Genomic DNA, 13,991 nt, shown 5'->3' with positions numbered 1-13,991 from the left:
CCCGATGCCCATCGACCTCTCCGTCGCCCTCGGTGCCGAGCTGCCCGAGGTGAGTTTCGAATGGTCGGCCTCCGACGCCGCCCTCTACAACCTCGCGGTGGGTGCCGCAGCCGACCCGATGGACACCACCGGGCTCGAGTACATCCACGACGCGACGCCGAAGGTGCTGCCCACCTTCGCCACCGTGGCCGCCGGGTTCCACACCACCGAGCCCCCGAAGGTGTCGTTCCCCGGCATCGACATCGACCTCGCGAAGGTCGTGCACGGCAGCCAGCAGGTGACCGCGTACCGGCCGCTGCCGGCCGCCGGCAAGGCGACCACCCGCACCCGGATCGCCGAGATCCAGGACAAGGGTTCGGCCGCGGTGATCGTGCAGGAGTCGGTGACCACCGGCGACGACGGCCAGACGCTCTGGACCTCCCGCTCGTCGATCTTCGCCAAGGGCGAGGGCGGGTTCGGCGGCGAACGCGGTTCGTCGGCGAAGGTCGACTACCCCGACCGCGCGCCGGATCATCGCCTGACCGTTGCGACGCTCCCCCAGCAGGCACTGCTCTACCGCTTGTGCGGAGACCGCAACCCGCTGCACTCCGACCCCGAATTCGCCTCTCGCGCCGGTTTTCCCCGGCCGATCCTGCACGGCTTGTGCACCTACGGCACGGTCTGCCGCGTGATCGTCGACGAGGTCCTCGGCGGCGACGTCACCGCGGTCGCCGACTACTCGGCGTCGTTCGCGGGCGTGGTGTTCCCGGGCGAGACCCTTGCGGTCGAGGTCTGGGAGGACGGCCCCCGGTTGCTGGCCACCGCGACCGTCGTCGAACGCGACGGCGCGAAGGCCCTCGGCAATGTGGTCTGCGAACGTCGCCAGTAGTACCTACGCCGCGGCGGCCCGGGCGCAGCCCCGAGCCGCTGTCTGGTGGGGCCAGTACGCTACACCTGCGGACCGCGAGGCGGCCCGCAGGTTCCACGTCGCATATCCCCGAGGAGACGCCCATGAGCGATTCGCTGACGCCCCTACTCGCCGACAACCGCAGTGCTTTGGTGACCGACCTCGTCGGTGTCATCGACGCCGAGGTGGCCGACCAGTCGGGTCTGAGCGGCGCTGCTGTGAAGACCGCCTACTCCGCGGTGCAGAAGGTGAAGCCCGGTGTCGTGCGCAGCGCCACCGATCAGATGGCCGAGGACTTCCTGAAGGTGCTGGCGCCCTTCTGGGATTCCAAGCCTGCCGGTGTCGCCTTCGGCGATCACCTCTCGGCCAACGGCGACGCCGCGGCCGAGGCCCTGCTGACGGTGACCGACCAGCAGGCCGAGACCGCCAAGCCCGCACTCGCGAAGGCGTACAACTCGCTGCGCGGCAAGGGGAAGAAGTACGTGATCGCGGCACTGCCGCGTCTGGGTGCCGCCATCGAGCGGCACGCCGCCTAGGAGTCGGCGCGCGCGTCGTCGGCGGTCACACCGGCCTCCCGAGGGAGTCGGCTCAGACCGCTGACGACGCGATTGCCACGAGTGCCACGACGACGCCGATGAGTGCGGCGAGCATCGACAGCACACGCCACACATGGACGCGGGCGGGCGAGATCTCGGTCCCGTTCGGGGCGACGTCGGGCGATGCGGCCGCGGTCGCGGCAGCGGCGGGGGTTCGTGCGATTCGGGGTGAGGCCATGACCTGTCACCACTTTCGGTTGTCCGGGGCCAACGGGGACCGGCGCGGTCTCGCGTTCGCCCGGTATCGATACTGCAGTGATAAATGTGTCACAAGTTACTCGAGTAGCGTCGGCGCCCACATAGCGTGTCGCGATAACGAAACCGCAACACCGCGGTGGCGGCGAACGTGCCGACCGAACCGGTTCCGTATGCCGACCCCGAAAGCGCAGGACGCCGAATGAGATTACCGTCCGCCATCCGCCTCGACGCCCGGTCCGCGTGGCTCGTCCTCGTCGCCTGTCTGTCGGTCAGCATGGTCGTGGCCGCCATGGCCGCCCTCAACACGGCCCTGCCCGACATCGCGATCGACACCGGCGCCGACGCCGGTCAGATGACCTGGATCGTCGACGGTTACACCCTGGCGCTCGCGGCGCTCCTGCTCCCGGCGGGCGCGATCGGCGATCGGCTGGGGCGCCGTGAGGTACTGATCGCCGGCCTTCTCCTCTTCGGCATCGCCTCACTGGTGGCGATCTGGGTGGACGGCCCGACCCAGCTGATCCTGGCGCGGTGCTTCGCCGGTGCCGCTGCGGCGCTGATCATGCCCACCACGCTGTCCCTCATCACGTCCGGGATGCCGGAAGGTCAACGCGCGGTCGGGATCAGCATCTGGTCGGCGATCGCCGGCGGCGGCGCCATCGCCGGCTTCCTGGTCACCGGGCTTCTCCTGGAGTTCTTCTCCTGGCACTCGATCTTCATCACCTTCGCCGCGGCGTCAGCCGTCGCGGCCGCGCTGTGTCTGACGATCGGCACCTCCAAGGACAGCGACCCCGGTCGCTTCGACATCCCGGGGACCGTCTGTTCGGTCCTGGCCATCACCGGCGTCGTCCTCGGTCTGCTCGAGGCACCTCACCGGGGCTGGGCGGATCCCGTTGTCCTGATCTGCATTGTGGGCGGCGTCCTGCTCGCGGGCGGGTTCGTCGCCGTGGAACTGCGTTCGACGTCGCCGCTGTTCGACGTCCGGTTGCTCGGCAACCGCGCCTTCGGGTCCGGGGCGCTGTCGGTCGCGGTCCAGTTCCTCGCCTCGTTCGGCATGTTCTACCTGCTCCTGCAGTTGCTGCAGCTGGTCTTCGATTACACCCCGCTGCAGTCGGCGGTCGCGCTGATGCCGTTCGTGGCCGGCGTCGGCCTCACCACGCTCATCGCGAACTGGCTTGCCGTACGACTGGATTCGCTCAAGTTCGTCATCGCCGCCGGCGCCCTGCTGTCCGGCGTCGGGCTGATCCTCCTCGGCATGTTCCGGTACGAGACGTATTGGACGCTCGCCGGCGTGGTCGCGTTGATCGCGGTCGGGATCGGTCTGGCGTCGGCACCCGCCACGACGGCCATCATGTCCAACACCCCGCTCGACAACCAGGGCGTCGGCTCGGCCGTGAACGACACCGCCCGGGAGATCGGCGCCGCGATCGGTATCGCGATCGCGGGCAGCATCGTCGCCGCGGGATACCAGTCGCGCATCGGCGAGACCGCACAACTGGCCCGCGATCAACTGACCGCCGCCGGTGAGCAGCGCATCGCCGCCGGCGACACCGCCGGTGGCCAGGCCATGGTCGCCCAGGCCGAACAGGCCGGGACGCTGATCGAGCGATCCCTCGCCGAGGCGACGGTCGTCGTGGACCGGTTGTCCGGTCAGGCCGCATCGCTCGCGGAGAAGATCGCCGACGGCAGTCAAGAGGCGTTCTACGTGCCGTTCGAGTACGCCTGCCTCGTCCTGGGCGGGATCATGCTCGTCAGTTCGGTCGCGCTGCTGTGGCTCACGCCGCGACGTGTCGTCGAGGTGCCGCCGACCATCGAGTCCGACCCCGACCAGGACCGCGACGACACCTACGCCCGCGACTGAGTAGCCTGTCCCGGTGGTACTCACCGCGGACAGCATCGCCGGCACCCTGGTCGGAGTCGCCGCCCTGCTCGTGGTGATCGTCGCGACCGTTGTCGCCCAGCGTGTTCCGGCCGTTGTGGTGGCCGCACCGGTCGCCGCGCTGCTCCTCGCGCTCGGCCTGGCCGACGTCGAGCAGGCCGCCGACGAGATCGCCACGATGGCGCCGACCATCGGCTTCCTGGCCGCGATGCTGGTGATCGCCGACGCCTGCGCCCGCGCCGGGGTCTTCACCTGGATCGGCGCCCTCCTGGCCCGGTGGAGTCGGGCCTCACCACATCGGTTGTTGCGCATCGTCTTCCTGGCCGCGGCGGCGACGACCGCGGTCCTCAGTCTCGACACCACGATCGTCCTGCTGACGCCGGTCGCCGTCGCCACCGCACGGCGGATCGGCGCGCCGGTGACCCCGGTCGCGTTCGCGAACGCACACCTGGCCAACACCGCGTCGACCCTCATGCCGGTGTCGAACCTGACCAACCTCCTGGCGTTCACCGCGACCGGGCTGACCTTCCTCGGCTTCACCGGCGTCATGCTGGCACCCTGGGTCGCCGCGATCGTCGTCGAATACCTCATCTTCCGGATCTACTTCGCCGACTCGCTCGCGCGCACTGCCCCGGCAGCCGATTCGACCGCCGGCGAGCCGGCTCCGGTGGATGCGCCGCCCCGCCCCACCCTCATGCTGGTGATGCTCGGCTTGCTGCTGCTCGCCTTCGTCGTGACCGAACCGCTGGGCGTCCCGTTGGCCGCGGTGGCCGGCGTGGGCGCGGTCGCCTTCACGGTGCCGCGGTTGCTCGACTCACCGCTGCCCACTGCGCGGGAGACGGTGCAGGCCCTGAACATCCCGTTCCTCGGATTCGTCGCCGTGCTCGGTGTCGTCATCCTCCCGGTGCGCACCGGCCCGATCGGCGACTGGATCGGCAACCTGATCCCGGACGACTCATCGCTCCTCGCGCTGCTCGCGGTCGCCGCCCTGGCCGCGGTCCTCGCCAACCTGGTGAACAACCTGCCCGCCACCCTGCTGCTCATCCCGCTCGTCGCCCACGAGCCCGGCCTGGTCCTGGCGATGCTCCTCGGCGTCAACCTCGGACCCAACCTCGCCTACTTCGGGTCGCTGGCCAACCTGCTGTGGCGCGACATCATGCACCGCGACGGCTCCGGCGGGGGCACGGGCGCCCCGACCTCGCGCGAGTACCTACGCCTCGGCGCACTCACCGTGCCCGCCACGCTCGTCGTCGCGGTGGTCGCGCTGTGGGGCGTGCTCCGGCTGACCTGACGGCGCCGCCCGCGGTCCACGGTGTCGGGCTGCCGTCATTCCGGCGGTGTGCTCGTGCCGAGGATCGGCCAGCAGATCTCGGTGGTGGTGAACGCGGTCGGATCGGCGATCGTGCCGCCGAGGTAGTGCTCGCGGATCGGCCCCTGGCGGCTGATCAGGTGCTCGTTCGCGAACGTGCCCAGGGCACCGTAGCTGCGGTCGATTCCGTCGTGACCGCCGGAGTGGGTGAGCACCGCGTATTCGGCCCGCGGCAACACGTCGGCACGGACGCCTGCCGGCGGGGTCGCCGATGGCGGCGCGGGCACGAACATGATTGCCTCGCCCCGTGATTCGAGAAACAGTGCCCGGTCGTAGAGGCCTCCGGGCACGACCGCCACAGGTGCCCCGGCTGCCGAGGCAACTGCGTCCCGCAGCGTGCTCAGCGCCGCCTCGAACCAGTCGTCGATCTCCGCGGTCTCGATGGTGGCGCCGACGGACCACACGGCCAGCGCAGGTTCATGACGTACCGCGATGGGCGCGGGGGTGCGTACCGGCGAGAGCAGTTCGCGCAGGGCGCCGACGCTGTCTCGAGTCTGCTGGAGCTGCGCCTCCATCTGCTCGAGATGAGTGGTGATGATGTCGGTGCGAGTCGCGGCATCGTCTGCACTCAGCAGCGCCTTGATGTCGGGAATGGACATGCCCAGAGATCGGAACCGGCGGATGATGTGCGCGTGGTCGACCTGGCCGGTGTCGTAGAAGCGATAACCCGTGTCGGAATCGACCTGGACCGGTTCGAGAATGCCGATGTCGTGGTAATGCCGTAACGCCTTCCGGCTCAAGCCGGTCATCACCGCGAAGTCACCGATCGAGACCCGTGCCCCCATGTGCGTCCTCCTCGGTGATCCGGTGTGCCAGGTGGGAACATCGTGCAACCTTCCCCCGGGGCAAGGTCAACACTGCAGCATGCGGGGTTGACTCTCCCCTTGGGGGAAGCCCCACGGTGGGGTCATGAACACAGAATGGGATGCACTCCCCGACACGATCAGGACTTTCATGACCGCGCTCGACGCCCGAGACGACGACCGGGCGCTCGACCTGTTCACCGCCGATGCGGTGGTGACCGACGAGGGCCATGACCACGCGGGACGCGACGGGATCAGCGCCTGGCTGGCAGCCTCGGTCAGCGGCAGTGGGTACACCTACACGTCCGAGTTCACCGGCGCGACCGCGACCGGCGACACCGTCGACGTCGGACAGCATCTGCAGGGCGACTTCCCCGGAGGCGTTGCCGATCTGCACTACCGATTCGTTCTCGACGGCGCCCTGATCAGCCGGCTGGTGATCGAGCCGTGACCCGACGATGGTTCATCAGCGGGGGGACACCGGGCGGCTTCGGGGTGGCATTCGCCGCGGCGGCGTCGGGAACGAATTTCCCGATCCAGGCGTAGTCATCCGGGCGCCCCGCCGCCGTCGGACGCGCCCCGCGGGCCCTCGACAGTCCGCGGGGCGGCAGCCCCGGCGCGCTCGCCCGCGCCCCGGTTCCTACCATGACCTTCATGCTCGCCGCGCTCTTGTCCTTCATCGTCACCGCGACGCTGATCGTGCTGCTGCCGGGTCCGGACACCCTGGTGGTCCTGCGCGGAGTGGTCCGCGGTGGACGCGGCGAAGCCTTCCGGACCGCCGCCGGCATCGTGTGCGGACTGATGGTCTGGGTCACCGCCGCCGTCCTGGGCCTGTCGGCATTGCTGCAGGCCAGCGAGACCGGTTACGAGATCCTCAAGATCGTCGGGGCCGGCTACCTCGTGTGGATGGGTATCAGCTCGGTCCGCGCGCTGCTGCGCGCCGCACCCGATCTCGCAGCATCGCAGGACGCGGCCGCGCCGCCCGCGGGCCGGAAGGCGGGCCTGCTGTTCTCCGGTTTCACCGCCGGCCTGCTCACCAACATCCTCAACCCGAAGATCGGCATCCTGTTCATCAGTCTCCTGCCCGGCTTCGTGCCGGACGGCTACTCGACGGGAGGGACGACCCTCGGGTTGGGGGCGATCTACATCGCGCTGACCGCCGCGTACTTCACCGTGCTGGTGGGCGCCGCCGGCCGAATCGCCGGATGGCTGCAGAGCGCACGAATCCGCCGTCGCGTCGAAGCGATCGGCGGAGTCGCGTTGATCGGGCTCGGAGTGCGCCTGGCACTCGAGGGCTGATCAGACCGGGGCGGTCTCGTTCGACGCGGCTGCGGCCTTGGCCCAGCGGTAGTCGGCCTTGCCGGCCGGGGTCCGCTTTACCTCGTCGACGAAGACGACCGTGCGGGGCACCTTGTAGCGGGCGAGGGTCTCCCGGCAGTGGTCCTGGATCTCCTCCAGCGACGGCTCGTCGGCCCCGTCGGCGACGTTGACCACCGCCGCGACCCGCTGCCCGTACTTCTCGTCGGGAACCGGTACGACGAGTGCGTCGGCGATCGCCGGGTGCGCGTGCAGCACCGCCTCGACCTCCTCGGCGTAGACCTTCTCGCCGCCGGTGTTGATGCACTGCGAACCGCGTCCGAGGAACACGATCGAACCGTCGGCCTCCACGGTGCCCATGTCGCCCAGGATCGAGATCCGGGTGCCGTCGGCCAGCGTCGGGAAGGTCTTCGCCGTCTTCTCCTCGTCCTTGTAGTAGCCGAGCGGGACGTTGCCGATGCGCGCGATGTAACCGACCTCGCCCGAGCCCGGCTCGATCTTGTTGTGGCGTTCGTCGACGACCATCATCCGGTCCGTCGGCGGGACCTTCAGGTTCCCGTTCTCGTCCATCATGATCTCGCCGTCGTTACCCGACTCCGAGGCGCCGAAGTTGTCGCGCAGCACCAGATCCGGCTTCACCGCGAGCATCCGGTCACGCACGTGCTGGGACCAGATCGCGCCGCCGGAGGTGATCGAGAACATCGACGACAGATCGACGGAGTCCTTCCGCTTCTCGAGCTCCTCGACGAGCGGCATGCCCATGGCGTCGCCGACGATGAGGACGATGTTGACCTTCTCCTTCTCGATCTCGGTCACGATCGCCTCGGGGTCGAAGTCGCGCTGGATGACCAGCCGGCCACCGAGGGTGAAGAACGTGAACAGCGAGTACGACGCCGCGCCGTGCATGAGCGGCGCCGCGAGCAGGAACGCGATGGGCGGAAAATCCTTGACCGCCGTGCCGATCTCCGCGAGATCCTTGCGGGCCTCGCCGTAGGGGTTGCCGCCGGAAAGCGGCTTGCGGAAGAAGTCGTCGTGCTGCCACATGACGCCCTTCGGGTACCCGGTGGTGCCGCCGGTGTAGAGCAGGTAGAGCTCTTCGCCGTTGCGCGGCTCGAAGTCCCGGCCGTCGGGCTTGGACTCCGCGTCGGCGAACGACACGATCTCGACGACGCGGTCGTCGGGCAGGTCGGCGACCGCCGCACGGAGTTCCTCGACGATGTCCCCGATGACGAACACCGTTCGCACGGTGGGGGTCTCGGCGAGCAGCGCGGCGACGCTGCGCTGGTGCTCGGGCAGTTCGACGATGATCGCGCGGGAGTCGGAGTTGTCGAAGATGTACTGCAGTTCGGCGTTGGTGTAGCGGTAGTTCACGTTGACCGGGACCGCGCGCACCTTCAGCAGCCCCAGCAGACTCGTCACGTGTTCGATGCTGTTCTTCAGGAACAGCGCGACGTTGTCGAACACACCGATCCCCGCGCCGGCGAACAGATGTGCCACCTGGTTGGAGAGGGTGTCGAGTTCGGCGTAGCTGATCTGGCGGCCCTGGTAGCTGAGCGCGATCCGCTCGGGCACCGAGTCGGCGACGGTCTCGAAGACATCGGCGAGGTTGAACTTCATCGTGCGCGCTCCTTGGTCATACGGAGTGAATTGGTGGGGGTTCGCCATCTGCTCCCTGAGGTGCGAGGAGCGATGACGCCGACAACCCTTCGTGACGGCCCTCCGCAAGCTCCGGGCCTCCTCAGGGAGCGGAGTTCTTTCGTGGTGCGAGGAGCGATAGCGGTCGACCATCTGCTCCCTGAGGTGCGAGGAGCGATAGCGACGAGCCTCGAAGGGTCGTCTGGGATTCTCAGATCGGCCGCTGTCATGCGGTCAGCACCAATCCGCTTGTGGGAACGCCGGTCCCGGCGGTCACGACGACCTTCTCGGCCGCCTCGACCTGGTTGACCGAGGTCCCGCGGATCTGCCGGACCCCCTCGGCGATCCCGTTCATGCCGTGGATGTAGGCCTCGCCCAGCTGACCGCCGTGCGTGTTCAGCGGCAACCGGCCACCCACCTCGAGGGCACCCGGTTCCCGGACGAAGTCCTTGGCCTCGCCCCGACCGCAGAATCCCAGCTCCTCGAGCTGCAGGAGTGTGTACGGGGTGAAGTGGTCGTAGAGGATCGCCATGTCCATGTCGTCGGGGTTCAGACCCGACTGCGACCACAGCTGCCGGCCGACGAGCCCCATCTCCGGCAGACCGGCGAGCTCGTCCCGGTAATAGCTGGTCATGATGTACTGGTCGGCAGCACTGCCGGCCGCGGCGGCCGCGATCACGGCGGGCTTGTGCGGCAGGTCTTTCGCGCGTTCCGGGGACACGATCACCAGCGCGACACCGCCGTCGGATTCCTGGCAGCAGTCGAGGAGGTGCAACGGCTCGGCGATGTACCGCGAGTTCTGGTGGTCTTCCAGGGTGATCGGCTTGTCGTAGAAGAACGCGTCCGGGTTCACCGCCGCGTGTTTGCGGTCGACGACGGCGATCCGCCCGAAATCCTCACTGGTGGCGCCGAAGTCGTGCATGTAGCGCTGCGCGATCATCGCGACGAACGCGGCCGGTGTCGACAACCCGTGCGGGTAGGTGAAGGCGTTCTCGGTGCCGGACGAGTTCTCCTGGTTCGCCACCGCCGAATTCACCTGCCCGAAGCGCAGTCCCGACCGTTCGTTGAACGCGCGGTAGGCCACCACGACGTCGGCGACACCCGTGGCCACCGCCATCGCGGCCTGCTGCACCGTGGCACACGCCGCACCACCGCCGTAGTGAATGCGCGAGAAGTAGGTCAGGTCCCCGATCCCCACGGCCCGGGCGACGGAGATCTCGCTGTTGGTGTCCATCGTGAACGTGACGAGACCGTCGACGTCGGCGGGTGTGAGACCGGCGTCGGCGATCGCCGCGGACACCGCCTCCGCGGCGAGTCGCAGTTCGCTGCGCCCGGAATCCTTGGAGAACTCGGTGGCACCGATACCGGCGATGACCGCCTGACCGGACAGTGACCCCATCAGAGTCCCTCCCCTCGACCCGCGGGCGAACCGACCGTGTCGGGTTCGGTGGCGCCGATCGTCAGCGTGACGGTCGAGATGACGTGCTTGCCCAGCGAATTCGTCCCGGTCACGGCGACGGTGATGACCCCGGCGTCGACCGCGGTGACCTCGCCGGTGAAGGTGACCGTGTCGTAGGCGTACCAGGGCACACCGAGTTTCAGCGCGATGGAGCGGATTCGGGCGGTCGGGCCAGCCCAATCGGTCACGAACCGCTCGACCAGCCCGGTGTCGGTGAGGATGTTGACGAAGATGTCCTTGGACCCCTTCGCCTGCGCGAGGTCGCGATCATGATGCACGTCCTGGAAGTCGCGTGTGGCGAGCGCGGTCGCCACGACGAACGTGGGGGTCGCCTCGATCGTCAACGCCGGCAGCATCGTTCCGACGGCAGCGGGGTCGGTGGCAACGCTTGTCATGCGGGCTCCCCTTCGGTAGGCACGGCCGGTTCCCACGCGTGCAGGGTCCAGGCCGGAGTCCCGGCCTCGTCATCGGCAGGGAAGTCGAGATAGGTCGCGCGCACCGGCATGCCGATGGCCACCTGCTCGGGTTCGACGCCCCGGAGCTCACCGAGCATGCGGATTCCCTCGTCGAGTTCGACCAGGGCCACCACGAACGGCAGCTGCCGCCCGGGCACCTTCGGCGCTCGATGCACGACATAGCTGTAGACGGTGCCGGTCCCGGCCGCGACCACGTAATCCGTTGGCGGGACGGTTCCGTCGGCCTCGCGCGGCTTCCAGGTCGCCGGGACCGGCGGATGACGCAGCACCCCGTCTCCGTCGCGCTGGATGCGCAGCTCGTGGGCGGCCACGCCCTCCCAGAAGAAGGCGGTGTCCCGGGATGCGCTCGGCTTGAGCAGCCGCGCCGGGTCGAGGTCGTCGGGAACCCCCGCGTCGGAAGCCGGCTCGGCAGCAGCACGTGCGGCGGGACGGAACTTCAGGATGCGGAAGCGCATCTCGGCGACGACCTCACGCGACCCGTCGCCTGAGCCCACCGACCAGACGTTGCGGGTGGTGAAGAACCAGCCCTCACCGAGCGCGGTGTTCTTCGGCCCGACGACCTCGACGAGTTCGGCCGACAGCGCTACCTCCTCGCCCGGGCGGGTGTAGCGGTGATAGACGGTGTCGCAGTTGGTCGCCACCACCGAGGTGAAGCCGGCCTCGTCGAAGAGTTCGCTGGCGCGACCCAGCGGGTCGTCCGCGGTCCGCACCCCGTGGAGGCCGCGCATCGTCCACACCTGCGCCATCGCGGGCGGTGCGACGATGCCGGGATGGCCGGCGTCCCGGGCCGCCGCGTCGTCGGTGTAGACGGGGTTCGTGTCGCCCATCGCCTCGACCCAGTTGTTGATCATGGGCTGATTGATCGGGTCCCGCCCGGTGACCGGTGCGCTCGGTCCGGCGTCGATGATCTCCTGCGCGGCGGCTCTGATCGCCTCGTCTCCGGCGACGCCGTCGCGGGCGAGCTCGGGCGCGCTCACCGCTTGGCCCGCGGGAGTCCGAGGCCGGCGGTCGCGATCATGTCGCGCATGACTTCGTTGACGCCACCGCCGAACGTGATGACGACGTGACGCTTCTCCTGGACGTCGAGCCAGTTCACCAGCGCCGCGGTCTCCGGATCGGCGAAATCGCCGTAGCGCCCGATGATCTCGTCGACCATCCGGCAGACGGTCTGGATGCGTTCGGTCGAGAACACCTTGGTGGCCGCCGCGTCGGCCATCGAGATGGCCTCACCTGTCGCGGCCACCTGCCAGTTGAGCAACTCGTTGATGCGGCCGTAGGCGTCGATGGTCGCGAGCGCGCGACGGACGTCGGGATGCTTGGCGATGACCGTCCCGTCGGGGCCCGGCCGCTGCGCCCAGGCACGCACCCGGGCCGCGAGCCCGTCGATGCGGCCGGCGGGGCCGAGCATGACGCGCTCGTGATTCAGCTGAGTGGTGATCAGCTTCCACCCGCCCCCCTCCTCGCCGACACGCATCGACACCGGAACCCGGACATCCTGGTAGTAGGTGGCATTCACGTGGTGCGCGCCGTCGGCGGTGATGATCGGCGTCCACGTGAAACCGGGGTCGGAGGTGTCGACGATGAGGATCGAGATGCCCTTGTGCTTGGGAGCATCCCGGTCGGTGCGGACAGCGAGCCAGATGTAGTCGGCGTCGTGACCGCCGGTCGTGAAGATCTTCTGGCCGTTGACCACATAGTGGTCGCCGTCGCGGACGGCGGTGGTGGTCAACGACGCCAGGTCGGTGCCGGCCTCGGGTTCGGTGTAGCCGATGGCGAAGTGCACATCACCGGCCAGGATCGCGGGCAGGAACTTCTGTTTCTGCTCCTCGGTGCCGTGGACCTGCAGCGTCGGCCCGACGGTCTGCAGCGTCACCGCCGGCAGCGGGACGTCGGCGCGCACGGCCTCGTTGGTGAAGATCTGCTGTTCGATCTCACCGAAACCCTTGCCGCCGAACTCCGTCGGCCATCCGACGCCCAACCAGCCGTCGTCACCCATCCGCTTGATGACCTTGCGGTAGGTCGGGCCGTGGCGTTCGGTCAGCATCACCGCCGCCTCGTCGGGAGTGACGAGGTCGGCGAAGTACTCGCGCAGTTCCGCGCGCAGCGCGCGCTGTTCGGGGGTGAGATCAATGAACATCGGGCACCTCTGCGATACGGGTGTCGTCGGCGGGGACGTCGGTGATGTCGGCGAGCTCGTCGAGCCGCACGTGCGCTCCGCCCACCAGACGCGCGAGGTCTTTGGTGAGCGAGAAGTAGCGGTGAAGCGGATAGGTGATGTCGACGCCGATGCCGCCGTGCAGGTGGGTCATCGTCCGCGTGGTCGGCGGGACCTCCTCGGCCAACCAGTAGGCGGCGATCGCGAGATCGGTTGCGGCGTCCAGACCTTCGGACAACCGCCAGGCCGCCGAGGTGGTCGCGAGTTCCATCGACCGGCCGACGACGTAGATGTCGGCGAGCTGCTGGCCCACCGCCTGGAACAAGGCGATCGGCTTGCCGAACTGCTCTCGCGTGGAGACGTGGTCGGCGGTCAGTCGGGTGGCGCCGGCGACCAGGCCGTCGGCGTAGGCGCACAACGCCAGGCGGTAGCGGTCACGGAGGATCGCGAGGTCGCGGACCACGATGTCGGCGTCGTCGACGGGAACGTCGTCGAAGGCCACCGTGTACTCGCCCCAGCCGCTCGAGGTCGGCGTGCGCGTGATGGTGACCCCGTCGGCGGCTGGCGAGACGGCAACGACACCGGCATCGGCGGCCACCAGGAACAGCGAGGCACCGTCGGCGTGCAGGACGCCGACCTTCGTGCCGCTGAGCCGCCCGTCGCGGACCGAGGTCCGCGGATGCGCCGTCAGGGCGTCACCGTGTTCGCCGATCGCCACCGACACCCAGCTGCCGCCGGTGAGCGAACTGCCGAACCGCGACCACACCGATCCCTCGCCGTCCTGGGCGTCGGCCCTGGCGAACACAAGCGCCGCGGTCAGCGATCCGAGGGCCGGCGTCACCGCCGCGGCCCGGCCCATCCGGCGGAACAACGGGAGCAGACCCGCCTCGTCGACCTCGTCACCGTCGAGCGAGGCCGGCAGGGGCAGGGCAAGCAGTCCGGCGTCGACGAGCGCCTGCCAGCCATCGGCCTCGAACCCGCCGCGGGTCGCCTCCGGCTCGGCCGCTGCCGTCCCACCGGAATGACGCCCACCGAACGTCGACTCCCAGTCGGGCTGCCGTCGCGCGAACACGTCCTCGGCGACGTCGCGAACCGCGATCGCCGTGCCGTCCAGGGCAAAGTCCACCCTGCGCCTCCCTCACCATGAACCCGTCAAGAACTAGAACCTGTTCTAGTTGTATCAGAGTCCGCGCGCAAGGGTGTCGGAATCGGCGCTTATCT

Annotated in this window: 14 protein-coding genes; 6 read left to right on the top strand and 8 right to left on the bottom strand. The window is 69.0% G+C overall.

Features of this window, described 5'->3' with window-relative positions; all coding sequences use genetic code 11:
* The first annotated feature begins 4 nt into the window (after positions 1 to 4).
* Both ACFVHY_RS00975 and ACFVHY_RS00970 read left to right on the top strand, forming a co-directional pair.
* Positions 5 to 868, top strand: a complete 864-nt coding sequence (locus ACFVHY_RS00975) for a MaoC/PaaZ C-terminal domain-containing protein (RefSeq protein ID WP_390267156.1) — start codon at positions 5 to 7, stop codon at positions 866 to 868.
* Between the two features lie 122 nt (positions 869 to 990).
* Entirely contained in the window at positions 991 to 1,422 is a 432-nt protein-coding gene (locus tag ACFVHY_RS00970; protein WP_390267153.1) for a DUF6918 family protein, read from the top strand.
* Between the two features lie 52 nt (positions 1,423 to 1,474).
* Here ACFVHY_RS00970 and ACFVHY_RS00965 read toward each other — a convergent pair whose 3' ends face one another.
* Positions 1,475 to 1,660: a hypothetical protein gene (locus ACFVHY_RS00965; RefSeq protein WP_390267150.1), complete on the bottom strand. Its 186-nt coding sequence runs from the start codon at positions 1,658 to 1,660 to the stop codon at positions 1,475 to 1,477.
* A gap of 219 nt (positions 1,661 to 1,879) precedes the next feature.
* Between ACFVHY_RS00965 and ACFVHY_RS00960 the strand changes: the two genes are divergently transcribed.
* Both ACFVHY_RS00960 and ACFVHY_RS00955 read left to right on the top strand, forming a co-directional pair.
* Positions 1,880 to 3,538 carry an MFS transporter gene (locus ACFVHY_RS00960; protein ID WP_390267147.1) on the top strand — a complete coding sequence of 553 codons (1,659 nt, stop codon included), beginning with the start codon at positions 1,880 to 1,882 and terminating at the stop codon, positions 3,536 to 3,538.
* A 13-nt stretch (positions 3,539 to 3,551) separates the two neighbouring features.
* On the top strand, positions 3,552 to 4,847 hold the full coding sequence (locus tag ACFVHY_RS00955) for an SLC13 family permease (RefSeq protein ID WP_390267144.1): 1,296 nt from the start codon (positions 3,552 to 3,554) through the stop codon (positions 4,845 to 4,847).
* A 35-nt stretch (positions 4,848 to 4,882) separates the two neighbouring features.
* On the opposite strand, the gene ACFVHY_RS00950 is transcribed toward ACFVHY_RS00955, so the two are convergent.
* Positions 4,883 to 5,710 (bottom strand): MerR family transcriptional regulator, encoded by an 828-nt coding sequence (locus ACFVHY_RS00950; RefSeq protein WP_390267142.1) that lies wholly within the window; start codon positions 5,708 to 5,710, stop codon positions 4,883 to 4,885.
* Positions 5,711 to 5,834: 124 nt separating this feature from the next.
* On the opposite strand from ACFVHY_RS00950, the gene ACFVHY_RS00945 reads away from it, so the two are divergent.
* Both ACFVHY_RS00945 and ACFVHY_RS00940 read left to right on the top strand, forming a co-directional pair.
* A complete protein-coding gene (locus ACFVHY_RS00945; RefSeq protein ID WP_390267139.1) occupies positions 5,835 to 6,179 on the top strand; it encodes a nuclear transport factor 2 family protein in 345 nt (114 codons plus the stop codon).
* A gap of 203 nt (positions 6,180 to 6,382) precedes the next feature.
* Positions 6,383 to 7,027, top strand: a complete 645-nt coding sequence (locus ACFVHY_RS00940) for a LysE family translocator (RefSeq protein ID WP_390267137.1) — start codon at positions 6,383 to 6,385, stop codon at positions 7,025 to 7,027.
* On the opposite strand, the gene ACFVHY_RS00935 is transcribed toward ACFVHY_RS00940, so the two are convergent.
* The 6 genes from ACFVHY_RS00935 to ACFVHY_RS00910 form a co-directional block, all read right to left on the bottom strand.
* Positions 7,028 to 8,662 (bottom strand): acyl-CoA synthetase, encoded by a 1,635-nt coding sequence (locus ACFVHY_RS00935; protein WP_390267134.1) that lies wholly within the window; start codon positions 8,660 to 8,662, stop codon positions 7,028 to 7,030.
* 244 nt (positions 8,663 to 8,906) lie between these two features.
* On the bottom strand, positions 8,907 to 10,079 hold the full coding sequence (locus ACFVHY_RS00930) for a lipid-transfer protein (RefSeq protein WP_065629128.1): 1,173 nt from the start codon (positions 10,077 to 10,079) through the stop codon (positions 8,907 to 8,909).
* Positions 10,079 to 10,534 carry a MaoC family dehydratase gene (locus ACFVHY_RS00925; RefSeq protein ID WP_137810204.1) on the bottom strand — a complete coding sequence of 152 codons (456 nt, stop codon included), beginning with the start codon at positions 10,532 to 10,534 and terminating at the stop codon, positions 10,079 to 10,081. Before ACFVHY_RS00925 ends, ACFVHY_RS00930 begins: the two co-directional genes overlap by 1 nt.
* The gene (locus ACFVHY_RS00920; protein WP_390267130.1) at positions 10,531 to 11,592 is read right to left on the bottom strand and encodes a bifunctional MaoC family dehydratase N-terminal/OB-fold nucleic acid binding domain-containing protein; all 1,062 of its coding nucleotides are present in this window, start codon (positions 11,590 to 11,592) and stop codon (positions 10,531 to 10,533) included. The genes ACFVHY_RS00925 and ACFVHY_RS00920 overlap by 4 nt, the downstream gene beginning before the upstream one ends.
* Complete coding sequence (locus ACFVHY_RS00915) at positions 11,589 to 12,752, bottom strand: acyl-CoA dehydrogenase family protein (RefSeq protein ID WP_058251187.1); 1,164 nt, start codon at positions 12,750 to 12,752, stop codon at positions 11,589 to 11,591. Before ACFVHY_RS00915 ends, ACFVHY_RS00920 begins: the two co-directional genes overlap by 4 nt.
* Positions 12,742 to 13,896: an acyl-CoA dehydrogenase family protein gene (locus ACFVHY_RS00910; RefSeq protein WP_390267127.1), complete on the bottom strand. Its 1,155-nt coding sequence runs from the start codon at positions 13,894 to 13,896 to the stop codon at positions 12,742 to 12,744. Before ACFVHY_RS00910 ends, ACFVHY_RS00915 begins: the two co-directional genes overlap by 11 nt.
* Positions 13,897 to 13,991 lie beyond the last annotated feature (95 nt).

This window comes from Gordonia sp. NPDC127522 (assembly GCF_042672305.1).
GTDB classification, from domain to species: Bacteria; Actinomycetota; Actinomycetes; order Mycobacteriales; family Mycobacteriaceae; genus Gordonia; species Gordonia hongkongensis.
Note: the sequence above shows the minus strand (reverse complement) of the source record. Positions and strands in the feature narration are given on the sequence as shown.